We start from the raw sequence: 23,811 nt of genomic DNA on the forward strand, positions 1-23,811 counted from the left end.
AGGATGCGGTTCCGTGCGCCTGTGGTCCAGACCTCAGCCTGCGCTCCGGGCGGACCCGGGCGCTACGGCCAGCTGGTCATGCCCGGGATCGCCGCGGTGGTGACACTGCGCCGGCAATGCGCCTCGAACGCCAGGACCGCGGGCGTCTTGCGGATGTTCCTGGCCGAGATCATGCCGAGCTTCATCGGCGGAAAGTCGTCCTCCAGCCGAACATAGGCCAGCGCCTTGCCGTTCAGCGCCACCATGTTCTTCGGCCGGGCGGTGAGAAGGGAGAAGCCGAGCCCGGCGCCAACATAGCTGCGCACGGTTTCCGGCTGGTCGCTGCGCGCGACCACGTTGAGCGGCACGTCCGCCCGGACGAACAGCGAATGGAAGTAGTCCTTGCTGACGGGCAGGTCGAGCAGGATAAAGGGCTGGCCCGCCAGGTCCTGGAGCCTGAGGCTGCCCCGGCTCGCGAGTGTATGATCGGCGGCCAGCAGCACATAGGTGGGCATCAGGGCCAGTTGCTCGAACTGCAGGTCATCACCCTGCTGTTCATAGGTCAGGGCCACATCCAGCTCCGCTTTGCGGACCTTGGCGACCAGCTCCGCCTCGTGGTCCTCGATCATTTCCAGCGTGACCTTGGGGTACGCGGCCGCGAAGTCCGCACAGAGGTCCGGCAACAGCAGCGGCGCGAAGGTCCTGAACGCGCCGATTCTGAGCGGGCCCGCGACCGTGGAGGTGATCTCGTGGGCCAGATCGTGCAGACCCTCGGCATCCTTCAGTAGAAGCCGCGCAGCGACCAGCATCCGCTCGCCGGCCGGCGTCAGTGACAGCCCCTGCGCGTGGTGACGGAAGAATAGCTGAACCCCGAACTCCGCCTCCAACTGGGATATCGCTGACGAGATCGAGGGCTGTGAGATGTGCACCCGCTCCGACGCAAGGGTGATGCTGTTGGTCTCACCGGCGGCGACGAAATAGGAGAGTTGTTTAAGCGTGAAGCGCACGGCGCCGCCCCTCCCGTCGAACCTGCGGAGGAGGAAGCTAGCGACAGGCGATGCCGTTTGCACACCCCCGGCCTTCGCCGAATGCGCCGGACCGCGGTCAAAGGCGGAAGGGATGGGCGGCTGGCTAGGGATTGCCCGGAACCCCGAAGGTGGGCGCCGAGGCGGGATCGAGGCCGCGCCGGACGTAGTCCAGCATCTGCGGGCGCCAGACCCGCCACAGCTCGCGCAGCCCCGACAGCGGCTGCTCGGCCCAGTCGATCCGCAGGTCGACCAGCGGCCAGGCCTGGTCATCGACGACAAGCAGGCCTGCCGAGTGAATCGGGCCCTCTTCACCCCCGCCGGCCAGCGCGGCGTCGAGCGCGCCCAGAAGGCGCTCGGCGAGGTGATCTTGCGGTCGCCGGGCGAACGCCTCGACCATGGCGGCCGGGATGTCGCCGCCGGCCAGCAAGTTGCCGGCCGCGGCCGCATTCGGGACGACGGCGTGGCCATAGAGGCCAAGGCACGCCTCGCCGCTGAAGGCGGCCGCACGCCCCTGCCCGTCCACGACGGCCAATTGCCGAAAGGCGGTGCTGGCCCCCGTCGAGTTGCGCAGGGCGGCGATCGCCGCGTCGGCCGAGAGCCCTTGCGCGAGCCGCTCCAGGCCCGCCGGTCCCAGCCGCGGATCGGTGATGTTCTGCGTCGCGACGGCCCCCACGCCGGCCCTGGCGTGCGCGCACCGCGCGGCCACGCAAGGACTGGAGGATGAGATCGCCACGCCGAACATGCCGGTGCGCTCGCAGCGCGCCACTATCGAGAAGGTCATTGCGGGATCACCGCCGTCGCCTCGATCTCGACGAGCCATTCCGGCCTGGCCAGCGCCGTGACCACGAGGCCCGTCGAGACGGGAAAGACACCTTGCAGGAACCGGCCCATCTCGCGGTAGACCGCCTCGCGGTAGCGGACGTCCACCAGGTACACCACCACCCGACAGACGTGGTCTAGTTCGCCCCCCGCCTCCTCCACCAGGGTCTTGATGTTCTGCATCGCCTGACGGGCCTGCAGCCCTGCGTCGCCGACGTGCAGGCTCTCGCGCGTGTCGAGATCCTGCGAGATTTGCCCGCGGACGAACACCATCCGCCCCTGCGCGACGACGGCCTGGCAGAGGTCGTTGTCGAGGTTCTGCTCCGGATAGGTGTCGCGGGTGTTGAAGGGACGGATCCGGATGTGGGTTGTCAAAGCCTGCCTCCATGGCGACGGTCGAGGCGCACGGGCCGACCGGCCCGCGGCCGCACAGCTTCAGGACTGGGCATGGGGTCTGCCCGGCCGCTCGCCGGCGCGGTTTTGCGCGATGTGATCGGCCAGGGCCTCCGCGTCTTTCCAGACCCCCCAGATGAACGAAGACGCCCGGCGCGAGAGCCAGGGAAGCCCGAGGAAGTAGAGGCCTGGGATGACGCCAACACCGTCGCGATGGAGAGGGCCGCCGCGGTCGTCGAACGCATCCAGCCTCATCCAGCTGAAATCAGGGGCGTATCCGGTGGCCCAGACGATCGCCGCTACGTTCGACCGCGCCAGATCGAGTTCCAGCAGGGGGTCCGTGACGCACGACGGGTCCGGCCCGATAAGCCGGGCCGTCGGCTCCTGCGGCATGACCAGGCCTTCCCGTTCGACATAGGCGTCGGCTTCGTCCAGCAGCGACAGCAAGTCGGCGTCACCCAGCGCGATGTTCGCCGCCAGGTCCGGCGCGAAGCTCATCACCCCATCGCGCCAGCCCTGCGCCTGCCCGACGAGCGTCACGCCCTGGGCGGCCAGCTCACGCAGGTCGATCGTGCGGCCGCCATAGGCTCCACTTACGGCGATGGTGACGTGTTGCGACCCGGACTGCGCGGCCTTCGCATCCCAGTGCCCCAGAGCGCCCAGCCACCAGCAGAAGTCGCGGCCCCGGTAGCGGCGCGGCGGCCGGCTATGGCGGCCCACGCTGAGGAAGACCCGCCTCCCGGCCCTGACGAGTTCCTCGGCGATCTGCACGCCCGATGACCCCGCCCCGACCACGAGGACGGCGCCGTCCGGCAACTGCGAGGGGTTGCGGTAGGCGGCGGCGTGCAGCTGAACGACGTCGGCGTGCGCCGGGCAAATGGCGGGCACGATGGGGCGCTGGAAAGGTCCCGTGGCGGCGACGACATTCCGCGCCTCGATAACGCCCTCGGTTGTCTCGGCGCGAAATCCCTCGCCGTCGACGCCTCGGCGCAGGGCGATGACGGCCACCCCGCAGCGGATCGGCGCCGCGATCTGCCGGGCGTAGGCCTCGAAATACTGCACGATGCGAGCCTTCGGCGCGAAGCTGTCCGGATCCAGGTCCGAGAACGCCATGCCGGGAAGCCGGTCGTGCCAGGCCGGCCCGTTGGCCACCAGGGAATCCCAGCGACGTGTGCGCCAGCTCTCGGCGACACGATCCTTTTCCACCACCAGATGCGGCAGACCATGGCGGCTCAAGTGCTCGCTCATGGCAATACCCGCCTGACCGCCGCCTACCACCAGCGTGTCAACGCGTTCTACTGACATCCCCGGATACCCAGCTTAGCCTCATGACAGGACACTCTGCCCCGAAGGCGTGAGTTGGTGATCTTGCTAGGTGGACTACTGCGTCCTTCAAATAATGATTTCACGCAGCTCTGCTTAGGATTTCCAAAAGTCGAGCTCGCTGTGATCGCTTCAGGGAAAGCTCGGCAGATCCTCGCTTTTTGCGATTTGCTCGCGTCGGTGGCGTCCGCCAATGGCGACCGCTCACCCGCGTGCGGCGAAGGCCGCGTGGCAAACTTGCCTGGAGGCCGGACTGTCTAGCCGCGAAATCCTTGCTCGCCTGGTGTCCATGCCGACGGTGAGCCGCACATCCAACGCGGCCATCGCCGGCCATGCGGCCAAGATCCTGCTCGACGCTGGCTTCGACGTCGCCGTGGTGGAGGCCGGCGAAGGCCGGCAAAACCTGTTCGCCTCAATCGGACCGCTCGATCGCAAAGGGATCGTGCTTTCGGGCCACACCGACGTGGTCCCGGTCGATGGACAGTCCTGGACCAGTGACCCCTTTCGCCTGGTCGAGCGTAACGGGCGGCTCTACGGGCGCGGCGCGGCGGACATGAAGGGCTTCGTGGCCTGTGTGCTGAATGCCGCGCGATCGGTGGATCCCCGCGCCTTGAAATGGCCCCTGCACGTCGCCCTGTCGTGCGATGAGGAAATCGGCTGCGTGGGCGTGCGCCCGCTGCTGCAGCAACTGCACCGCCAGGGCGTGGCCGCCGCGCTCTGCATCGTGGGCGAACCCACCTCGATGCGCGTCGCCACCAGCCACAAGGGCAAGCTATCGGCCCGCGCGGTCTGCCTCGGCCGGGAGGCTCACTCGGCCCTGGCGCCGCAGGGCCTGAACGCGATCCACCTGGCCAGCGACCTGGTCCTGGCGCTGCGGACCTGCCAGTCCGAGTTGGCGACGCAAACCGGCCTGGAGCCGCTGTTTGACCTGCCCTATTCCACAGTCCATGCCGGACTGATCAGCGGCGGCGTCGCGCTCAATATCGTGCCGGCGCGGTGCGTGATCGACTTCGAGATACGCAACCTGCCGACGGTGGCCGCCGAGACGATCCTGGACCGGATCCGGGAGGAGGCCCACCAGATCCTCGCCCGCTGCGGCGATGCGGCGGCGGACATCATCATCGAGGTCACCGGCGGCTATCCCGGACTGCACACCCCTGCGGGAGATCTCGGCGACATCGTCTCACTTCTGGGCGGCAACGACCGCATCGGGCTCTCCTTCGGCACGGAGGCCGGGCTCTTCCGGGACACCTTGGGATGCCCCACAGTGGTGTGCGGCCCGGGCTCCATGGACCAGGGGCACAAACCCGACGAGTTCGTCACGCTCGATCAGCTCGCCCAATGCGACGCGATGCTGCAACGCCTGCTGCAACGGTTATCGATCGACCGGCCCCTGTGAATACCCTGGGGGACTGCTCAACAGCGCTCCTGCTGGAACAGCGCCAGATCGGTGGCTGAGCCACGGTTGTGGCCCGCCCCTGACAGGAACGCCATCATGCGGGGGAAGAAGCTGAAGGCCCAGACGTAGAACGACGGAGAGCGCAGATTGTAGCGAAGATAGCTCAGCATCGCAGCCTCCTCATGCCTCGGGCTGAAGGACGAGCGCCGTGCGCCCTGTCAGGGTGACACTCAACGTCGCGCGGCCGTCCCGATCGGCCACCAGCCTCCCGCCGGGGCCGCCTGTGACGGCGTAGGGACGCCCGGGCTGCAGACGCTCGAAGCCAAGGACTTGCTTGGCGGCGCCCACACCCGGATGGAGCACCAGCTGCAGGTCATCGCCGCTGCTGTAGGCGCGGGCCACCTGCACGGCGGGATAGTCCGCCTGCGCCAGGATCGGCGCCTTGTAGATGTGCGCAGGCGGCCCCTTGGCGATCGCGTCGCCCCAGAAGTTTCGGCGCCCGACGCGAGCCTGCACGGCCGTCGCGTTGCCGAGGTTGGACACTTCGGTGAAGCGAAGCACCCCGCCGTCGTCGCGGCGCCCGCCGATCCTGTCGAGGGTGTTGAAGGCGGCGGTGGCGATCTCCTCGTCCCCGAACTCCCGGGCGGTGTAGGCGATGCCCGCCATCGCCCGGCCGTGGCCGGTGCGGTAGTTGCCGCCGTCGAAGCCCGGGCCGCTGGTCCGGAACACCGCAAGGCCGTCGTCGCCCGGAACGATCTGGCGCAGCAGGTCTCCCCTGCCCGTGGCCCACATGCGCCAGGCCCGGTGCGGCATGAAGCCGTTAGTGATGACGGCCAGTCCAAGGTCGCCGGCAGGGAACCTGAATTCAAAGCCGGTGTAGCTCGACCGCACGCCGATGACCGAGCCGTTCACGGCGGTGAACTCGGTGTCGACGCCGCGCAGCCAGTCCGGGAAGACGCTCTCGACGTGATTGGAGCCGAACAGCCGGTCGTAGATCTTCAAGGCGCTCATGCCGTAGTGATTGCAGATCGGATAGACCCAGTTCGGCTCGCACGGATAGAGGCAGTAGGGAGATGCCTTGAAGTTATCCAGCAGAGACTGAATGACGCTATGGATGTCGTGTTCATAGGTCTTTCGACCGTTCAGCCGGAACGGCAGACTTCCAGGCTTTATGTATCGGCGGTCACCGGTCGCGCTCATGTACATGCAGATCATCTGCGCGTAGAACGCCGTCAGCATGATGTTGTCTTTGCCGGCCGGGTCGAAGTTGGTCAGGTTCAAGTGCCCGCCGATCGACTCATAGATCCAGTAGCGCCACACCTCGGGCTGCCGATAGCGGTCGATCAGGTTCCGCTGCGCCTGCGACAGATACCCGTGGAAGCTTGGCGTGTACTGGGCTTGTGACAGGCTCAGCGCGTAGCCCAGGCCGTTGAGTTGATAGCGCCGCGCCGCCGACTGGAACTCGTCGATCCGCTCGAAGCCGTTCCAGGTCTCGATCGGTTGCAGGGCCCGGTCGAGCGCATAGCGCAGCGAGGCGAGCTGCTCGACCGTCAGTTCGCGCTCCGGCAGGCTGGGCGGCGCCACGGAGTGTTCGCGCGCGGCGGAGAAGGCTGCCGGCAAGGCCTCGGAACGGCGTTCGAAGGTCTTCCGTCCAGCGGCGTTGCTCCTCGCCCGGACCGTAAGACGCCAGGCCACGAAGGCCGCGACGATCGCCAGATTGACGACCGGGCCGAGGGTCCAGGGATCCGGCGGCGCGAGGAGGGCAGCCGCCAGGGCGGCGCCGAACCATACGAGCAGCGGCGCCACGACCAAGCCCGCCCCGAACCAGGCGAACATCCCGACCGCGAAGAGCACCAGGGTCAGGGGAAACAGCAGCGCCTGCCAGCCGCCGCTGGCTATGAACCCGCCCCCGGGGAGCCACAGCCCCTGGCCGAACACCCGAAGGTGCGGCGAGGCTCCGGGGTACTGCAGCGCCAAGCCGACCGACAGGACGATGGAATAAAGGCCGATCGTGCGCGAGATGTGACGCCGCGTGATCGGCCCCGTGCCTCCAGACCGGATGGGATCCAGGGCGTTCGCTTCAAAGACGTCGACAGACATGCGATCAGAAGTCTTTCCAGAATTGCCGCACGGCCAGGTCCCAGCCGTGGCCGCAGATCGGGCCAAGGTCGGGAACCAGCGTGCGGACGCTCAAACTCGACACCACCGCCAACAGCACGAGCGCGAGCCCGCCTGTGAGCCGTGCTTCCCAGGAACCTACCCACCGACGGGCGGCCGCCGGCGGGCTGGCGCCCAGGGTCCAGGCCGCCGCAGCGTCGTCCCTGGTCTTCGTTCCTGCGCCGGGCAGGCGCGGAAAGAGCCACGCCAGCACGCTGTAGACCTGGCTGAGGATGAAGACGCCAAGGGCGCAGCAGATCACGTCGCGCCCCTAGAAGCGGCGGCGCAGCCCCACCCCGGCCGTCCGAGGCGTGGCGCTGGTGACGTTGTAGGAGTGGGGATAGGCAATCTGCGACGCTTGGTTGATGGCGACGGAATCGAACAGGTTGTTGACGAACAGGTAGGCGCTCCACTTGTCCCCATCGACGCCGATGCGCGCGTTGGCCAGCGCATAGGCCTTGATCCGGAGCCGGTCGGGATCGGTGACACCGAAGGTGGAGAAGGACTCGCCCACATAGTTGGCGTCCAGGCGGACATAGCCGCTCCAGGCGTCTCCCAAGGGACGGCGGTATTCCACGTTCACGTCAGCCATGACCTTGGGAATGAAGGGCATCCTGTCGCCGGCCTGGCCCGGCGAGACGATCACCGACGAGCTCTCGCCCTTGGTCAACTTCGCGTCGAGGAGCGTCAGGTTCGCCCCGAACGTCAGCGCTGGCGTTGGGCGGGCCGTGACTTCAAACTCGGCGCCCCGCACCCGGGCCGCGCCGGCGTTGGCGATGAATTCATGCAGGTCATCGGGCGTGAAACCGCTGACCTGGATGTCTGTCCAGTCGATCTCGAACAGGGCCGCGTCGACAACCAGCCGGCGATCCAAGAACGACGACTTCACGCCGAGCTCATAGTTCCACAGGTGGTCCGCGCGGTAGGGGGTCAGCTGCGTGGCGAGCCCGACGACCTGGTTGGCGCCGCCCGGACGGTAGCCCTGCGAGGCCGAGGCGTAGACCATGAGGTCGGGGTTGAAGCGGTACTCGCCGTTGAACTTCAGCAGCGTGCCGTTCTCCTTCGTCCCGAACGTCGAGGTCGGCGTCGGCGCGTATTCGCCGAACAGGCCCCACGGAACGTCGGTGCTGCCGGCGACGGTCCGGCTGTAGTGGAAGTACCGAAGCCCGGCGGTCAGCGTCAGCTTGTCGATGGGCTTGTAGGACAGCTCCCCGTAGGCGGCGACCTGCCGGTACCGGTCCGAGATCGGCCGGTAGTAGACCACCATGGGCGGCTGCAGGGGCGCAAGGGTCACCGAAGAGGCGACGACGTCCTCGCTGACCACATGTTCCTTCCGATCTTCCGCGAAGAGGCCCACCGTCCAGCTCAGGCGATGGTCGCCGCTCGAGGTCGCCCGCAGCTCGCCGGTCAGATCCTGCGTCGTGCCGGGCACGAGGAAGGCGGTCGGGGTGATCGTGGAGAGATAGTTATAGAACTGATTGAGCTGCGCGTTGCTGCAGCTGTCGACATTGTAGTTGAGCGCACACCCGCCCGGGTTGGCGGTCGACTGCGCATAGAAGGTGTCGTCGCTGGGTGTGTAGAGCGACTTGCGATGCTGGTAGGACGCCACCGCCGTGACCGTTGCGACGTCCGTATCGTAGCGGGCCGTCAGGTTGTAGATCTGGCTGCGGCTCCTGTAGGGCTGGCTGATCTGGGAATCGTACAGGTACCGGCCCAGCCGGTCGTCCCAGCCGTCGAAATAGGCGTCGACGTTCTCGAAGGCGCCGCTGGCGTCGACCGTCAGCTTGGTGGTGGGCGTCAGCCGCAGCATCAGCCGCGCGCCGGTCGTGCGGTTGGTGTTGATGTTGTTGCGGTGGGTGAAGATGTTGTCGATGTAGCCGTCGGCATACTCGGTATAGCCCACCACCCGCGCCGCCAGCAGATCATCGACGATCGGCACGTTGACCATGCCGTTGACCATGTAGTTGACGCCGCCGTGCTCGGTGCCGCTCACCGTACCTTCGACGGCGCCTTCGTACACAGACTTCGGCTTGTTGAAGATGACCCTGAGGGCGCCGCTCATGGAGCTGGCGCCGTAGAGCGTGCCCTGCGGTCCGCGCAACGCCTCGACGTGGTCGACATCGAACAGCGCGAAGCTGGGCGTGTTGCCGCCCGCATCGCTGGAGAAGCCGACCGAGCCCGCGACGGGGGTTTCATCGTAGTAGAGCCCGACCGTCGGCTCGCCCGCGGTACGGATGCCGCGGATGGTCAGCCGCTGAGCGCCCGGGCCGTTGTCCTCGATGCGCAGGCTCGGCACGAACTTGGCGACATCCTGCACATCGGAGACGCCGATGTGGGTCAGGTCGCGTCCGGAAAGGGCTGTGATCGCGATGGGCGTGTTTTGCACCGTCGTCGACCGGCGCAGGGCCGTGACGACCACCTCGCCGAGCGCCGTGTCAGCGCTCGCCGGCCCGACGGCGGGCGACGCGGCCTGATCCGCGGCGAGCGCCGGCGAGGCCGCTGAGCAGACGCCAATCGCGAACGCCGACGTCAGGAGCGTGGTGCGCAGGTCGCTGCCGCGCGTGGCGCGCCAGGACCGGGTGGCGACGTGTTCGGTGGTCATTCTTCTCTTCCCCCTCATTCCAAGTTCAAGTCCGGCGAAATTCAAAGTCCGGGCCCTGCCATGGCGCAGACCGCAACGCGCGCCACCGAGGACGCCCACCCATCCCGGGGCGAGGCGACCTGCGCCGGGCGCGTTTGCGCGCGGCGCATCCTTCCAGCTTCGGTTCCGACACAGCGTGGCGGCCGTTCACGGGTCTTCCGATCAAGTGGCCGGAACGCCCGCGCCGGTCTGCTCTTGGGTGAACTGTCCACGGCTGTGACAGGCCTGTAAAATAGCGCTTTCCGATCTGCTGATTAGCTTTGGCTGAGGCAGGGAATAATTTGTATATGCAAATCAGAAAGTCAGGACGTTCACCCCTTGCGGGCCGGCTGAGGGGGCAGATTTTGTCGGCCGGGGCGCGTCCGGACTCTTCTCGTCAGGCCAGAACGGCGCGAAGGGCGGAGCCGTATCTGGCGACGATCGCGTCCCGGCGGTGGTGGCGTCCGCCGCTGACGACCTGCCGCCCGCCGCACCAGACGCCGTCCACGAGGCCGCGGCCAGCGCTGAAAATCCAGCTGTCCAGCACGGCGTCGCCCGCACGCGAGACGAGGCACGGATGGCGCCCGTCGAAGGCGACGATGTCGGCGCGCGCGCCTGGATGCAGCGCCGAAGCCGGCCCACCCAGGGCCTGGCCGCCCCCTGCCAGGGCGCGAGGATGGAGGTCGCCGCCGGTGGAGCGCCCAGCCCCGCCGGCCAGGACGTTGCGGCGCCTGAGGGCTAGCCGCTGCGCGTACTCGAGCGTTCGCAACTCCTCAGCCGGATCGATGGACACGTTGGAATCGCTGCCGATTCCGAAGGCGCCCCCCAGGGCCAGGTAGTCGGATGCCGGGAATACGCCGTCGCCCAGGTTCGCCTCGGTGACGGGGCACAGGCCGACCACCGCGCCGCTCGCCACGATGCCCGCAGCTTCCGCAGGCTTCACGTGCGTGGCGTGCACCAGGCACCAGGTCGGCCCCACCGGCGCATGGTCCAGCAGCCAGGTCACCGGCCGCGTTCCGGTGGCGGCGAGGCAGTCGTTCACTTCCCGGGTCTGCTCGGCGATGTGGATGTGCACCGGACCGCCCTGCGCCATCGGCACGATCGACGCCAGTTCCTCGGCGGTCACGGCCCGAAGACTGTGCGGCGCGACGCCGACCACAGCGTCCGGCAACCCGGCGACAGCAGCGCGACTGGCCGCCATCAGGCGGCCATAGGCCTCGACGTCGTTCACGAAGCGGCGCTGCGCTCCGCCTGGCGCGGCCCCGCCGAAGCCGCCGTGGGCGTAGAAGACCGGCAGCAGCGTCAGCCCAATCCCAGTCTCATGCGCCGCGGCGGCGATCCGCGCAGCCATTTCAGCGGGGTCCGCATAGGCCCGGCCGTCGCGATCGTGATGAAGATAGTGGAACTCGCCAACGCGGGTGAAGCCGCTCTCCAGCATCTCCAGATACGCCAGGGCGGCGATCGCCTGCAGACCCTCGGGATCGAGTCGCTCGACAAAGCGATACATGACCTCGCGCCAGGTCCAGAAGCTGTCGTCGCCTGCTCCACGCGCTTCCGCAAGACCGGCCATGCCGCGCTGAAAGGCGTGGCTGTGGAGGTTTGCGAGGCCTGCGATCGCAGGCCCGTAGCCGGGCGCTCCGGACTGCGGGACGCCCGTCTCGACGCGGCTAATAAGGCCGTCCGCGATCGTCAGTCTGACCGACTGCGCCCAGCCGTCCGGCAGTAGGGCGGACTCGAACCAGAGCGTCTCTATCGGGCTCGACGATCCGCGGGCGGCCCCAGGAATTCGCGAATTGGTCACTGGACATCCCTCGTCTGCGGCGCATATGTCTATACATATTGGACCGGCCCGCAAGACGCCGCCGGTGGCGCGGGGAGCCCGGCGATGCGATGCGATGGGGTGTGGAGGAATGCCCGCCTGGCGACCCTCGCCCCGACCATGCCCGGCCTCGGGGTGGTGGAGGACGGCGTGGTCGCCGCCCGCGATGGGGTGATCCTCTACGCCGGCCCCGCCGGCGCCGCCCCGGCGCTCGACGCCCCCCAGGTGATCGACTGCGACGGCCGGTGGATCACGCCGGGCCTGATCGATCCGCACACCCATCTGGTCTTTGCCGGCGAGCGCGCCCACGAGTTCGAGCTGCGCCTCGCCGGCGCCGCCTATGAGGCGATCGCCCGGGCCGGCGGTGGCATCCTCTCGACCATGGCGGCCACCCGGGCCGCCTCGGAAGCGGACCTGGTCGCCCAGGCCCTGCCCCGCCTGGACGCGCTGATCGCCGAAGGCGTCACCACGGTCGAGATCAAATCTGGCTACGGCCTTTCAACCGAGCACGAGCTGAAGTCGCTGCGCGCGGCCCGCGCGCTGGGCCGGCATCGCCAGGTGGACGTGCGCGCGACATTCCTCGGGGCCCACGCCCTTCCCCCGGAGTTTCGCTCGGATGCCGACGGCTACGTCAGCCTGGTCTGCGACACCATGATCCCCACCGTCGCCGCCGAGGGTCTAGCGGAGGCGGTCGATGTGTTCTGCGAGGGCGTCGGCTTCACGCCGGACCAGGCGCGGCGGGTCTTCGTCGCGGCGCGCGCGCACGGGCTGGAGGTCAAGATCCACGCCGAGCAGCTCTCGAACCAGCACGGCGCAGCCCTAGCCGCGGCGTTCGGAGCGCTCTCGGCCGACCATCTCGAGCACCTGGACGACGCCGGCGTGGCGGCCATGGCCGCCGCGGGCGTCGTGGCCACGCTCCTGCCCGGCGCCTTCTATTTCACGCGGGAACGGACGGCGCCGCCGATCGAGGCCCTGCGCGCCGCCGGGGTGGCGATGGCGCTGGCCACCGACTGCAATCCTGGCACCTCGCCGCTGACCTCGCCCCTGCTGGCCATGAACATGGCGGCGACCCTTTTCCGGATGACCATCGAGGAATGTCTCGCGGGCGTCACGCGCGAGGCGGCCCGCGCCCTGGGGCTGCTCGCCGACCGGGGAACGCTGGAGGCGGGCAAGCTCTGCGACCTGGCGATCTGGGACATCGGCCGTCCTGCCGAACTTGTCTACCGCATGGGCTTCAACCCGCTCCATGCGCGCATCTGGAGAGGTGTCTGAAGCATGGTGGTGCTGCGTCCCGGCGAGGTCACCCTCGCGCAGTGGAGACAGATCTATCGCGGCGATGCGGTGGCGCTGCACGCCGACGCCTGGCCAAAGATCGCCCGCGGCGCGGAGGCCGTCGGTCGCATCCTGGCCAGGGGCGAGCCGGTCTACGGCATCAACACCGGGTTCGGTAAGCTGGCCAGCGTCCGGATCGGCGAGGCAGACCTGGAGACGCTGCAGCGCAACATCGTCCTGTCCCACGCCGCGGGCGTCGGCGCGCCCTCGCCGATCCCCGTGGTCCGGCTGATGATAGCGCTGAAGCTCGCCAGCCTGGCGCAGGGGGCGTCGGGGGTGCGGGCGCCGACCGTGGCGCTGCTGGAGGCGCTGCTGACGCGCGGGCTGACCCCGGTGACGCCCTGCCAGGGCTCCGTGGGCGCCTCCGGCGACCTGGCGCCGCTGGCCCACATGACCGCGACCATGCTCGGCGTCGGCGAGATCTTCGTCGAGGGCGAGCGCGTGGCCGCCTCCGAGGCCCTGGCCGCCGCCGGCCTCGAACCTGTCGCGCTCGGCCCCAAGGAGGGCCTGGCCCTGCTGAACGGGACGCAGTTCTCCACGGCGAACGCCCTGGCCGGACTGTTCGAGGCTGAGATGCTGTTCCGGTCGGCGCTTGTCACCGGCGCGCTCTCGACGGAGGCGGCCAAGGGATCGGACACCCCGTTCGATCCACGCATCCACAGCCTGCGCCGTCACCAGGGGCAGATCGAGACCGCCGCCGCGCTGCGGGCGTTGATGGCCGGATCGGCCATCCGGGCGTCCCACCTGAGCCAGGACGAACGCGTGCAGGATCCCTACTGCCTGCGCTGCCAGCCGCAGGTCATGGGTGCGGTGCTGGATGTGCTTCGCCAGTCGGCGCACACCCTCGCCAACGAGGCCAACGGCGTTTCGGACAACCCCCTGATCTTCGCCGACACGGACGAAGCGCTCTCCGGCGGCAACTTCCACGCCGAGCCGGTGGCCTTCGCCGCCGACGCCATCGCCCTGGCAGTCTGCGAGATCGGGTCGATCTCGGAGCGCCGCATCGCCATGCTGGTCGACCCGGCGCTGTCGGGCCTGCCGGCCTTCCTCACGCCGGCCCCCGGTCTGAACTCCGGATTCATGATCCCGCAGGTCACGGCGGCGGCTCTGGTCTCCGAGAACAAGCAACGGGCCTACCCGGCCAGCGTCGATTCCATCCCAACGTCGGCGAACCAGGAAGACCATGTGTCCATGGCCGCCCATGGCGCGCGGCGACTGCTGGGGATGGCGCGCAATGCTACCGCCGTGATCGGCATCGAACTGCTGGCGGCGGCGCAGGGCTGCGACTTCCACGCGCCCCTCACCTCCAGCGCGCCGCTTGAAGCGGTGCGGCGGCATTTGCGCAGCCGTTCGCCGCAGCTCTGCGACGACCGCTATTTCCATGCCGACCTGGACATCGCCGGCGGGCTAGTGCGAACCGGTGCGCTCACCAGCTTGGTCCCAGACCTGCCGGGCGTGGCATGAGCCCCGCTCCGGAGTGGCTCGGGGTCACGCGGGGCGAGGTCCCCGTGATCATCAGCATGCCGCATGCCGGCAGCCGCATCCCGCCGCAGATCGAGGCGCAGCTGTCGTCCCCCTGGCTGGCGCGCAAGGATACCGACTGGTGGATCCCGGAACTCTACGACTTCGCCGCCGGGCTTGGCGCCACCGTCGTGCGCACCCGGCTTTCCCGCACGGTGATCGACGTCAACCGCGATCCGTCCGGGGCTTCGCTGTATCCCGGTCAGGCGACCACCGAGCTTTGCCCGACAACGACCTTCGACGGCGAGCCGCTCTACCTCGACGCCGGGCCTGATGCGCAGGAGATCGCCCGGCGGCGAACGGCTTATTTCGTTCCCTATCACCAGGCCCTGCGCGCGGAGATCAACCGCCTGCGCCAGGCCCATCGCAAGGTGGTCCTGTACGAGGCCCACTCGATCCGTTCGCGAATCCCCCGCCTGTTCGAGGGCGAGCTGGCGAACTTCAACATCGGCGCGAACGGCGGGCAAAGCTGCGCCGCCGCCCTGGCGGCGGCCGTGGAGGCGGCATGCGCTGACCCCGCCTTCACCAGGGTCACCGACGGCCGCTTCAAGGGCGGATGGACCACCCGCCACTACGGCGCCCCTCGCGACGGGGTGCACGCGATCCAGATGGAGCTGGCCTGCCGCGGCTACATGGACGAGCCGGCCGCGGCGCCCACGCCCGACACCTGGCCGTCCGCCTATTCCGATGCGAGGGCCGCCCCGATGCGCGCCGTCCTCACCCGCGTCATCGCCAGCTGCATCGCCTTCGCCATCGCCTGAGGCCTTCATGACCCGTCTCGACACGTCCCGCGTCGTCCGCCCCGCAACCGGACCGGAGCGCTCCGCCAGGAGCTGGCTCACCGAGGCGCCCCTGAGGATGCTGATGAACAACCTGCACCCGGACGTCGCCGAGCGGCCCGAGGAGCTCGTCGTCTATGGCGGCATCGGCCGGGCGGCGCGCGACTGGGAAAGCTTCGACAAGATCGCCGAGACCCTGCGCCGCCTGGGCGACGACGAGACGCTGCTGGTGCAGTCCGGAAAGCCGGTGGGTGTCTTCCGCACCCACGCGGACGCGCCCCGGGTGCTGATCGCCAACTCCAACCTCGTGCCCCGCTGGGCGACCTGGGACCACTTCAGCGAACTCGATCGAAAGGGGCTGGCGATGTACGGCCAGATGACCGCCGGGTCCTGGATCTACATCGGCGCCCAGGGGATTGTGCAGGGGACCTACGAGACCTTCGTGGAGATGGGCCGTCAGCACTACGACGGCGACCTCGGCGGGCGCTGGCTGCTGACGGCGGGGCTTGGGGGCATGGGCGGCGCTCAGCCGCTCGCCGCGGTGATGGCTAGCGCCTCCTGCCTTGCGGTGGAGTGTCGCCCCGCCTCGATCGCCATGCGTCTGCGCACCGGGTACCTCGACCGCTCCACCGAGAGCCTTGACGAGGCCCTGGCCTGGATCGAGCAGTCCTGCCGCGACCGGCGTCCCCTCTCGGTGGGCCTCCTGGGCAACGCCGCGGAGGTGCTGCCCGAACTCTTCCGCCGCGGCGTGCGGCCGGACCTGCTCACCGACCAGACCTCGGCCCACGACCCGGTGAACGGCTACCTGCCGCGCGGCTGGAGCCAGGAGCGCTGGGACGCCATGCGCGCTCAGGATCCGAAGCAGGTCGAGGAAGCGGCCAGGGCGTCGATGGCCGAGCATGTGCAGGCGATGCTGGACTTCCAGGCCGCCGGCGTGCCCACGGTCGACTACGGCAACAACATCCGCCAGATGGCCAAGGAGGCCGGGGTCGCCAACGCCTTCGATCTCCCCGGCTTCGTCCCGGCCTACATCCGCCCCCTGTTCTGTCGCGGCATCGGGCCGTTCCGCTGGGCCGCCTTGTCGGGCGATCCGGAGGACATCGCCAGGACGGACGCCAAGGTGAAGGCGCTGATCCCCGATGACGCCCACCTGCACAACTGGCTGGACATGGCCGCCCGCAAGATCAGGTTCCAAGGCCTGCCCGCGCGGATCTGCTGGGTGGGGCTGGGTGACCGGCACCGCCTGGGCCTGGCCTTCAACGAGATGGTCGCGTCCGGGGAATTGAAGGCGCCGATCGTCATCGGCCGCGACCACCTCGACAGCGGCTCCGTCGCCTCCCCCAACCGGGAGACGGAGGGCATGCGCGACGGCAGCGACGCAGTGTCCGACTGGCCGCTGCTCAACGCCCTGCTGAACACGGCCTCGGGGGCCACCTGGGTATCGCTGCACCACGGCGGCGGCGTCGGGATGGGCTTCTCGCAGCATGCCGGCATGGTCATCGTCTGCGACGGCACCGAGGCGGCCGCGCGACGGATCGAGCGGGTGCTGTGGAACGACCCGGCCACCGGGGTCATGCGCCATGCCGACGCCGGCTACGACATCGCCCTGCAGGTGGCGCGCGAAAAGAACCTCGACCTGCCCGGCATCCTCTGATGCGCATCCTAAGGGCCGCAGACCGGCGGGCGACACGCTGGAAGAACGGCGGCGGCGTCACCCGTGAGGTCGCCGCCTGGCCGCCGGACGCCGGCGTGGGCGCGTTCGAGTGGCGGCTTAGCCTGGCCGAGATCACGCGGGACGGTCCGTTTTCGACCTTTCACGGTGTGGATCGCAGTCTGACGGTCGTCGAGGGCGAGGCGCTGGCGCTCGATGTCGACGGTGAGAGGCACTGCCTCGGCGCCCGAGCGCGGCTCGCCTTTCCCGGCGAGGCCGCCGTCGCCGCCCGGCTGCGCGCGGGCCTGGTCCGCGACTTCAACGTCATGGTGAGGCGCGACGCCTGGCGCGCCTGCGTAGCCGACCTTTCCGGCGGCCCTGTCCACGCCGCCTGCGGCGGTCCTGCCTTCCTGCTCGCCCTCTGCCCCGGACGCGTCGCCTTCGAGGGGGCCGAGCACCGCCTCGAACGCCTGGATGTCGCGCACCTGTCCGCCGGCGAGACCGCGACGCTCATGCTTGATGGCGCGCACAGCGCAGTCCTGGTGGCCCTGGAGCCAGTGCTCGCGCGCCCGGATGGCGCGCGGCCAGCCCCCGCCTTCGCCCCACGTTCGAGCGAGAGAAGAGATGCGCGAACCCACTGACGCCTCCGCCAGCCGAAATCCCAGCCGGGAGGCTGCCGAGGGGCCGGGCCGCGGGTCGCGGTGGCCGACCATCCTGTCCTACGGCCTGGGCGACTTCAGCATCGGCGTGATGTGGGGGGCAGTGGTCGGGTACCTGATGTATTTCCTGACCGAAGTGTGCCTGCTCACGGCGCGGGAAGTCGGCGTGATCATGCTGACGGCCCGCCTGATCGGCGTCGCCGGCGACGTGTTCGTCGGCGTGCTCGTGGACCGGCGGCCGGACGGCAGCCGCGCGCGCCCGTTCCTGAAGTACGGCGGCGTGCTGTTTCCCGTCTTCTTCTTCCTGACCTTCCTGCCGCTACCCGCAGGACACCACCAGCTTCAGTTCCTCTGGTCGTTCGTCGCGCTGACGGGGCTGACCCTCTCCAACGCGGCGCTCAGCACGCCCTATTCGGTGATGCTCAACCTGATCACCGAAGACACCCGGCTTCGCATCCGGCTGTCGACGAGCCGGACGATCGGGGCCAGCATCGGCGTCTTCGCCTCGGCGGGGTTCATCCCGCTGGCGGACCTGCTGGGAGCAGGCAACCGCAAGCTCGGCGTGCCCTACGCCGTCGGCCTCGGCGCCCTGGTCATCCTCGTGTCGCTCCTGACGCTGGCGCGCAACTGCCGCGAACGGATGACCGGGCACATGCATGCGTCCGGCCTGCTGGACGGCCTGCGCAAGCTGGCGCGCGATCGCGAGTGGATCGTGGTCACGCTGTCGATGATCTTCAACATCATCGGCATCACCCTGCTGTTCGGCAGCGTCACCTATTACGCCAAGTACGCGCTGGGCCTCAGCGACTACTACGGCGTCCTGCTGGGCCTGCTGTCCAACGTCGCCGTGCTGGCCGGCAGCGCCGCCGCCGAGCCATTCCTCGAGCGCCTGCCGCTGACCTTGAGCCTCGGCGTTTCAGGCGTGCTGGGCGGGCTTCCGATCCTGGTGCTCTACGGCCTGCCGGCAGGCCTGCCCGCAGCGATCGTGGCGTATGGCGTATCCGGCCTCTTCCTCGGGGTCTGGAGTTCGGTCTCCTACGCCATCCTGGCCGAGGCCACCGAGGCCGGCGAGCCGGGCAAGGCCGCCAACGCCCTTGGCGTGCCCTACGCCCTCAACAACGCCCTGATCAAAGGCGGCACATCGCTCGGCGGCTCGTTCCTGGCCTTCACCATGGCGGGGGCCGGCTTTGTCAGCGGCGCGGCGACCCAGTCGGCGGACGCCGTCCACGGCATCGTTCGGGCCGCCTGCCTGCTGCCGGCGGCCGCCTTCATCCTCTCCGGAGCTGTCGCCGCCCTCTATCCGCGCGCGCCGAAGACCGCGCGGACCTGAAAAAGCCAGCCGCGCGTTCAGCGCGCCGGTTCGAAGCGCCCCTTCAGGCGATAGCTGCCGCCCGGATGCCAGAGACGCGCCAGAGTGACTGGAGTCTCGTGATTCCAGGTCCGGCGCTCCACCACGAGGCAGCAGGCGCCCACCTTCAGGTCGAGAGCGTCGCTCTCCCGGGCCTGGGCGGGCAACGCCGATATCGTATGTTCCGCCTGCGTCCAGGGCACGTTGGCGATCAGCCAGGGCCCGGGTGGCGTCCGGTCGAGGGGTTGGGCAAGCAGCGCCGGCGCGGCGTCGAGATTGACGATCCGCTCCTCCAGCTGGAAGGGCTCCTCGTCGGCGAGGTGCAGGCAGCGCAGCCATAGAAGCCGTGTGCGCCGGCTGACATTGAACAGATCCCGGCGCGGGTCGTCATCGGGCACGATCTGCTGTTCGAGCCGGCGGTAGTGGTAGGCGCGGCCGCTTCGCTCGATGATCTCGCGCACGTCCCAGATCTCGAAGGCGGCCCGCTCCTGCGCCCGGCGGGCAACGATGGTGCCGGTGCGCCGGCGCCGTTCCAGCACGCCGTCATGCACCAGGCTCTGGATGGCCTTGTTGGCGGTCATGCGCGAGGTGTCGAAGTGCTCGGCCAGTTCGAGCTCGGTCGGAATGCGCGTGCCGGCCGCCCACGCGCCGCTGTTGATCCTGTCCGACAGGGCGTGCCGGATTTGCAGCCAGCGCGGCCCGGAGCCATCGGATTTGAGGGCCGACAGGAGGGAGCTGCTCTGTGGAGGCGTCTTCGACCGCGCGCCTGTAGAGCTGCTCAAACCTCGCCTCCGGGCTGCGGCCACGAAGCCGGCCTCGTCCAGTTCCCAGGGCCCTCGATACACCGGGGAGCGCAGGATTCCAAAGCCGCGGACCGCCGCAGACGTCTAATGTATAGCCTATTGTTCCGGCGCCCGGCGCGCTGAAGGCCCCTCCCCGACCCGCTTGGCGCCTAGGATGCGCCAGGCCAGGGCGCCGAGGCCGATCCAGCTGCCGAAGACGATCCACTCCATGGGGGGGGCCTTCGAGGCGCCAAGCAGGGGTTGCGCCAGGAGATAGCCTCCCGCCGACCCCATGGCGACCAGGATCGCAACGAGCATGGGCGCCCCGCCCGGCGTCCTGAACGGTCGCTCTGCGCCCGGCTCCTTGATCCTCAGGCGGAGCGTGGCCAGGCACATCACGAAGTAGCAGATGATCGCCGCCATCGCCCCGGCGTTGTTGAGCGGCGCTAGCGCGCCGCGGCCGGCCACCGAGCAGAGCGCTGCGGCCGCGACGATCAGCAGGAAATCGTGGCTTCCTCGCGCCGTCCTGTTCGCGTCGACGTCCGCGTTGAAGGCGCGGAACACACGCATGACCCGGGAAGACGACAGCAGCACGGCATTCATGATTGAAAGGATGCCGGCGATGCCGGCGACGAGGATCGCGCGGCCGGCCCATCCGCCGCCGAACAGGGCGTCCGCGGCGAACACCGCGGGCAAGGGCGCCCCGATGGTCTCTGCGACCGGCGCCGCCGCCGCGCAGGCGCCGACGATGCCCATGTATATCAGGGCGGAGGCGATGACGGTGGCGACCATCAGGCGCCCGACCGTCCGCATGGACAAGGTGGAGTTCCGCTCGCCCACCAGTTTGGCGATGGAGGAGAATCCGCCGATCCAGAACGGGCTGGCCGCGACGATCCCGAGAACGCGCCACAGCTCGCCCTGGCCGCTCCGTCCCGAGGGCAGCTCGAGGGCGCGCCCCGGCTGCCCGAACAGAAGTCCGCCGACGATGAGGCAGAGTACGATCGCCACCTTGGCGGCGGTGAGGAATTCGCCAGTCCGGGCCGAAGCGTGTAGTCCGCGCCGGTTCACCGCATAGACCAGCCAGAGCGAGGCCTGAGAGATGATCAGCTCCGGCGCCGTGACCCCGGCGCCCAGCACGCTGAACAGCGGCGGTGCGCGGAGGATCGGAAACAGCGTCTCGAGCATCCAGCCGAGGGAAACCGCTTCGAAACTGAGCATCGCGACGGCGATGAACAGCAGGAACCATCCGACCAGGAAGGCGGCGAAGCGCCCAAATACCCGCTCGGCGTAGACGATCTCGCCGCCGGAGACAGGCATCATCCCGGCCAGTTCCGCATGGCAGGCCGCCACGCCGGCCATCATCACCGCACCGACGGCGAAACCAGCCAGGGTGTCCCGAGCCCCCGCATCGCCCAGCCAGAAGCCGACGAACGTGATCCAGCCCACGCCGATCTGGCCGCCGATGGCGAGGGCGAGAAAGGCCAGCGGACCCAGCTCCCGGTGGCCGGCGGAAGGGGACGGCCCCGATGTGCTCAAGCCGTCTTTCGTCACGCGCATTTTCCCCGGCCGCTGATTCCGGCCGCATGTCGGCCAGCCCTCGCGGCAATGTCTTCAGGCCGACGGCCCAGGAAAGGACTATTTGGCGAGGCGGTGCATCAGCTATGCCGAAGAGGGGCCAAGCCCAGGCGAACGAAGTTGGCGATCTGCGTCTGGCGCGCCGGACTGGCGGGTGGCAGCGGCTTCGCCGGCCAGGCCGGGGGCGTGGCGGCGATGAACAGGAAATCTTCGACCGCCAGTTGTCGGCGTACTTCGCCGTCTTGCTGGGCCTTGCGAAATTTCTGGCGTCCCAGCTCGGTAAAGCGCCGCGACAGCTCCAACACGGATTCCCGGGCGTCCGGCGATAAGCCGCCCAACCCGCTGTCCAGTCGGAGCGGGCAAATGTCGCGGTTCTGCTGAACCAGCGCATATCCCCGTTGCTGGGCGTCCAGCTCACCGGCCGCTGACAGGCCGGGGGAGTCGATCAGGTCCGAAACGAAGAGAACGATGCGGAAGGCGCGTTCGTAACAGGCGGTGACGATCCCATTGAGGTTCACCCAGCGAGGGCTGGCGGTGGGGAGCTGTTCGCCAAGTCAGCCCGCGACACCAAGCGGCGCCAGATCAGCCTAGGTTCCTGCCCTCCGGCCGTGGCGCCGCGCGCAGGAAAGGCTGCACATATGGATCACGAGGAAACCGCGCAAACCATACCAGGGCAATCCCTGAGTTGCCTGGGGGCGCTCGTTGTCGTCTGAGGGAAATGTTCCGCCCTGCTCGCACGGCGTTCGCGGTCCGTTGCTCGCGGGGCTGAAGAGTTGACGATTCTTGGTTGGCGCAAGTTCGCCAGGTCCAGCGCGCCCTATCGCGTCGCCAGCTCCAGCCCCAGCGGCACGGCCCAGGCAATGAGGCCGATGGCGCTGATCACGAACGCAACGATGACGACGGCATAGCCGTGCGGCCGGTGTTTGAAGGCGCGGGGCATGTCTCCAACACTACACCCGGCCCGCGAAGCAACAAGCGAGGCCGGCGCCGGGCCGATGGCGAAGCTGTCAGTCCGGTCAGTTCTGCGCCGCCTGATTCCCGAACCCTGACCTCCCCGTCAGGGCTCTTGTCTTTGGGCTACGCCCAGGCATAGAACCCCAGGCCAGAAGGCCGACAGCCCGGGTTAGCGCTCGCCCCAGGCTCTAGCCTGAGCGCCGGCAGCCGATCGGCACACCTTACTTATCGACCCACCTGTGCGCCCTCCCCGCTGACGGCGATGAGCTCAGCGACTCGACCGTTCGATCCAGTGAAACCGCCGAGGATCACCCACCTATCTGTCGGGATGGTGCGTGCCGAGTGCGGCGCCCGTGCGTCGTCCATCAGACCAATTCGCCCAAAGAACGGTGGTATTGTGCTCCTCACTTAGGAATCAAAATCGGCGGCTGGGCAATGACGTGAGTGAGAGGGATCGGGCGCTCTTCGCCTTATGGGTGGCAGGATATAACCGCCTTCGAGACATCGGGTCCGCCTGCCTCAACGCCGGCGATGATGACGGTTTCAACGCCGCTTTCGCGCAGGCCGAGAAGGTGCGCGACCTGATCTTTGCTACAGCAGCGTTGACGCGGGCCGACGCGGTGTTGAAAGCGCGTTTCCTTGCGCAGATCGCTCAAGAGCGCGAGTGCGACCTCACCGGCACCCGCGCGATGGACGCGATATTGGATCTGGGGCGATTTGTGGAAGGCGCTGCGAACGACGGCTAAATGGTGCAGGCTGGCGCTGCAGCGTCTCAGGCCAACGCCGGGGGCGCCATAGGCGCGCTGGGCAAAGCCCAACCTCTTCGGGCGGATGAACGCCGTCGCGGCGAACTATGAATTCCAGCCTGCCGAGTTCTCGGCACTGGATCTCCCTGGCCTTCGGAGTGCGCGAGAGCAGAAGCTGGGCGATCTCCGCAGCGCGACCAGCGTCTGCCGCCGTCACGAAGAGTACGCCGTTCTCAAGGTCTTCTGGCCGCTCGGCCAGGATTTGAAACACATAGGTGTGCGGCAAAGCCTTCGCCTCGCGCGTTCATCCCGTGATGGAACGCACGAGAGCGCCGCTTGTTCGCGCCCGAACAGCCAGCCCGCTAGCCGTGGGTCCTTTGCTCGCCGTGGACGCGCGAGGAGCGCGCCTCGTCTTCGGACCCGACTTTGCCGACGAAACGGCCTCCGTCCCAAACGTCAACGACTCTGCCTGGCCTTAGCAATCGCGCCGTAGAGAGCGCCTGGCCGTCGTTGTCGGCGAAAATGCCGAACCAATCCCCATAGCCGTCGCGATCGACGAGCATTCCCCGATACATGTCTCCGATCCTGGTCGAGGCGAACCCCCATAGGCCGCCGCGGCACAACCTTATCTGTCGGACATCCGACATTGCGCGGAATTCGTGACGCTCCGGGAAGTTCGCGGATTCCAAAGCGCGCGATCAGATATCGTACTCAATTCGAGTTTTGGCTAAGCAAGACCCTTAGTGAAAACCTACATTTCGGCAGCCGCAGCCATTTTCGGCGGCGCCGGTCGGCGCGATGTCATTCGCGGGCGCTCGAAGGCGGGTAGCGCCGTGGCGTAGGCGTTGGCGTAGCCTGGCGGTTGCGCTTCGGGTCAGGTCTCCAGGTCTCACCATTGCGGCTCGAGCGGCTCCCGTCCGGCCCTCG

At 68.6% G+C, this 23,811-nt stretch carries 21 protein-coding genes; 8 read left to right on the forward strand and 13 right to left on the reverse strand.

Annotated features, from left to right (window positions below; genetic code table 11):
- Window positions 1–62: 62 nt before the first annotated feature.
- The 4 genes from ACO2Q3_RS00810 to ACO2Q3_RS00825 form a co-directional block, all read right to left on the reverse strand.
- The gene (locus ACO2Q3_RS00810; protein ID WP_423304453.1) at window positions 63–986 is read right to left on the reverse strand and encodes a LysR family transcriptional regulator; all 924 of its coding nucleotides are present in this window, start codon (window positions 984–986) and stop codon (window positions 63–65) included.
- Between the two features lie 124 nt (window positions 987–1,110).
- The gene (locus ACO2Q3_RS00815) at window positions 1,111–1,788 is read right to left on the reverse strand and encodes a DUF1028 domain-containing protein (RefSeq protein ID WP_423304454.1); all 678 of its coding nucleotides are present in this window, start codon (window positions 1,786–1,788) and stop codon (window positions 1,111–1,113) included.
- Complete coding sequence (locus ACO2Q3_RS00820) at window positions 1,785–2,201, reverse strand: RidA family protein (RefSeq protein ID WP_423304456.1); 417 nt, start codon at window positions 2,199–2,201, stop codon at window positions 1,785–1,787. The genes ACO2Q3_RS00815 and ACO2Q3_RS00820 overlap by 4 nt, the downstream gene beginning before the upstream one ends.
- A 60-nt stretch (window positions 2,202–2,261) precedes the next feature.
- Window positions 2,262–3,524, reverse strand: coding sequence for a flavin-containing monooxygenase (locus tag ACO2Q3_RS00825; RefSeq protein ID WP_423304457.1), 1,263 nt, complete (start codon window positions 3,522–3,524; stop codon window positions 2,262–2,264).
- A 211-nt stretch (window positions 3,525–3,735) separates the two neighbouring features.
- Between ACO2Q3_RS00825 and argE the strand changes: the two genes are divergently transcribed.
- A complete protein-coding gene (argE, locus tag ACO2Q3_RS00830) occupies window positions 3,736–4,941 on the forward strand; it encodes an acetylornithine deacetylase (protein ID WP_423304458.1) in 1,206 nt (401 codons plus the stop codon).
- Window positions 4,942–4,958: 17 nt separating this feature from the next.
- Here argE and ACO2Q3_RS00835 read toward each other — a convergent pair whose 3' ends face one another.
- The 5 genes from ACO2Q3_RS00835 to ACO2Q3_RS00855 all read right to left on the reverse strand — a co-directional run bounded on the left by ACO2Q3_RS00835 (window position 4,959) and on the right by ACO2Q3_RS00855 (window position 11,519).
- Window positions 4,959–5,111, reverse strand: coding sequence for a hypothetical protein (locus ACO2Q3_RS00835; protein ID WP_423304460.1), 153 nt, complete (start codon window positions 5,109–5,111; stop codon window positions 4,959–4,961).
- 10 nt (window positions 5,112–5,121) lie between these two features.
- Window positions 5,122–7,041, reverse strand: coding sequence for a hypothetical protein (locus ACO2Q3_RS00840; RefSeq protein WP_423304461.1), 1,920 nt, complete (start codon window positions 7,039–7,041; stop codon window positions 5,122–5,124).
- 4 nt (window positions 7,042–7,045) lie between these two features.
- Window positions 7,046–7,360 (reverse strand): hypothetical protein, encoded by a 315-nt coding sequence (locus ACO2Q3_RS00845; RefSeq protein WP_423304462.1) that lies wholly within the window; start codon window positions 7,358–7,360, stop codon window positions 7,046–7,048.
- A 9-nt stretch (window positions 7,361–7,369) separates the two neighbouring features.
- Window positions 7,370–9,700, reverse strand: coding sequence for a TonB-dependent receptor (locus ACO2Q3_RS00850; RefSeq protein ID WP_423304463.1), 2,331 nt, complete (start codon window positions 9,698–9,700; stop codon window positions 7,370–7,372).
- A gap of 415 nt (window positions 9,701–10,115) precedes the next feature.
- On the reverse strand, window positions 10,116–11,519 hold the full coding sequence (locus ACO2Q3_RS00855) for a formimidoylglutamate deiminase (RefSeq protein ID WP_423304464.1): 1,404 nt from the start codon (window positions 11,517–11,519) through the stop codon (window positions 10,116–10,118).
- An 84-nt stretch (window positions 11,520–11,603) separates the two neighbouring features.
- On the opposite strand from ACO2Q3_RS00855, the gene hutI reads away from it, so the two are divergent.
- Genes hutI through ACO2Q3_RS00885 form a run of 6 tightly spaced genes read left to right on the forward strand, consistent with a single transcriptional unit; the run spans window position 11,604 to window position 18,809 of the window.
- Window positions 11,604–12,809 carry an imidazolonepropionase gene (gene hutI / locus ACO2Q3_RS00860; protein ID WP_423304465.1) on the forward strand — a complete coding sequence of 402 codons (1,206 nt, stop codon included), beginning with the start codon at window positions 11,604–11,606 and terminating at the stop codon, window positions 12,807–12,809.
- Between the two features lie 3 nt (window positions 12,810–12,812).
- On the forward strand, window positions 12,813–14,333 hold the full coding sequence (gene hutH / locus ACO2Q3_RS00865; protein WP_423304466.1) for a histidine ammonia-lyase: 1,521 nt from the start codon (window positions 12,813–12,815) through the stop codon (window positions 14,331–14,333).
- Window positions 14,330–15,151: an N-formylglutamate deformylase gene (gene hutG, locus ACO2Q3_RS00870; protein WP_423304467.1), complete on the forward strand. Its 822-nt coding sequence runs from the start codon at window positions 14,330–14,332 to the stop codon at window positions 15,149–15,151. Before hutH ends, hutG begins: the two co-directional genes overlap by 4 nt.
- A gap of 7 nt (window positions 15,152–15,158) precedes the next feature.
- Window positions 15,159–16,823: a urocanate hydratase gene (gene hutU, locus ACO2Q3_RS00875; protein WP_423304468.1), complete on the forward strand. Its 1,665-nt coding sequence runs from the start codon at window positions 15,159–15,161 to the stop codon at window positions 16,821–16,823.
- A complete protein-coding gene (locus tag ACO2Q3_RS00880; protein ID WP_423304469.1) occupies window positions 16,823–17,461 on the forward strand; it encodes a HutD family protein in 639 nt (212 codons plus the stop codon). Before hutU ends, ACO2Q3_RS00880 begins: the two co-directional genes overlap by 1 nt.
- On the forward strand, window positions 17,445–18,809 hold the full coding sequence (locus ACO2Q3_RS00885; RefSeq protein ID WP_423304471.1) for an MFS transporter: 1,365 nt from the start codon (window positions 17,445–17,447) through the stop codon (window positions 18,807–18,809). Before ACO2Q3_RS00880 ends, ACO2Q3_RS00885 begins: the two co-directional genes overlap by 17 nt.
- Window positions 18,810–18,826: 17 nt before the next feature.
- Here ACO2Q3_RS00885 and hutC read toward each other — a convergent pair whose 3' ends face one another.
- The 4 genes from hutC to ACO2Q3_RS00905 all read right to left on the reverse strand — a co-directional run bounded on the left by hutC (window position 18,827) and on the right by ACO2Q3_RS00905 (window position 22,124).
- Window positions 18,827–19,633, reverse strand: coding sequence for a histidine utilization repressor (gene hutC, locus ACO2Q3_RS00890; RefSeq protein WP_423304472.1), 807 nt, complete (start codon window positions 19,631–19,633; stop codon window positions 18,827–18,829).
- A gap of 93 nt (window positions 19,634–19,726) precedes the next feature.
- Window positions 19,727–21,160: an APC family permease gene (locus ACO2Q3_RS00895; RefSeq protein ID WP_423304473.1), complete on the reverse strand. Its 1,434-nt coding sequence runs from the start codon at window positions 21,158–21,160 to the stop codon at window positions 19,727–19,729.
- Window positions 21,161–21,264: 104 nt separating this feature from the next.
- Entirely contained in the window at window positions 21,265–21,702 is a 438-nt protein-coding gene (locus ACO2Q3_RS00900; RefSeq protein ID WP_423304475.1) for a hypothetical protein, read from the reverse strand.
- 299 nt (window positions 21,703–22,001) lie between these two features.
- The gene (locus ACO2Q3_RS00905) at window positions 22,002–22,124 is read right to left on the reverse strand and encodes a hypothetical protein (RefSeq protein WP_423304476.1); all 123 of its coding nucleotides are present in this window, start codon (window positions 22,122–22,124) and stop codon (window positions 22,002–22,004) included.
- 454 nt (window positions 22,125–22,578) lie between these two features.
- On the opposite strand from ACO2Q3_RS00905, the gene ACO2Q3_RS00910 reads away from it, so the two are divergent.
- Window positions 22,579–22,884: a hypothetical protein gene (locus ACO2Q3_RS00910; RefSeq protein ID WP_423304477.1), complete on the forward strand. Its 306-nt coding sequence runs from the start codon at window positions 22,579–22,581 to the stop codon at window positions 22,882–22,884.
- Window positions 22,885–23,811: the final 927 nt, after the last annotated feature.

It is taken from the genome of Caulobacter sp. KR2-114 (assembly GCF_049446115.1).
Classification (GTDB): Bacteria; Pseudomonadota; Alphaproteobacteria; order Caulobacterales; family Caulobacteraceae; genus Acaudatibacter.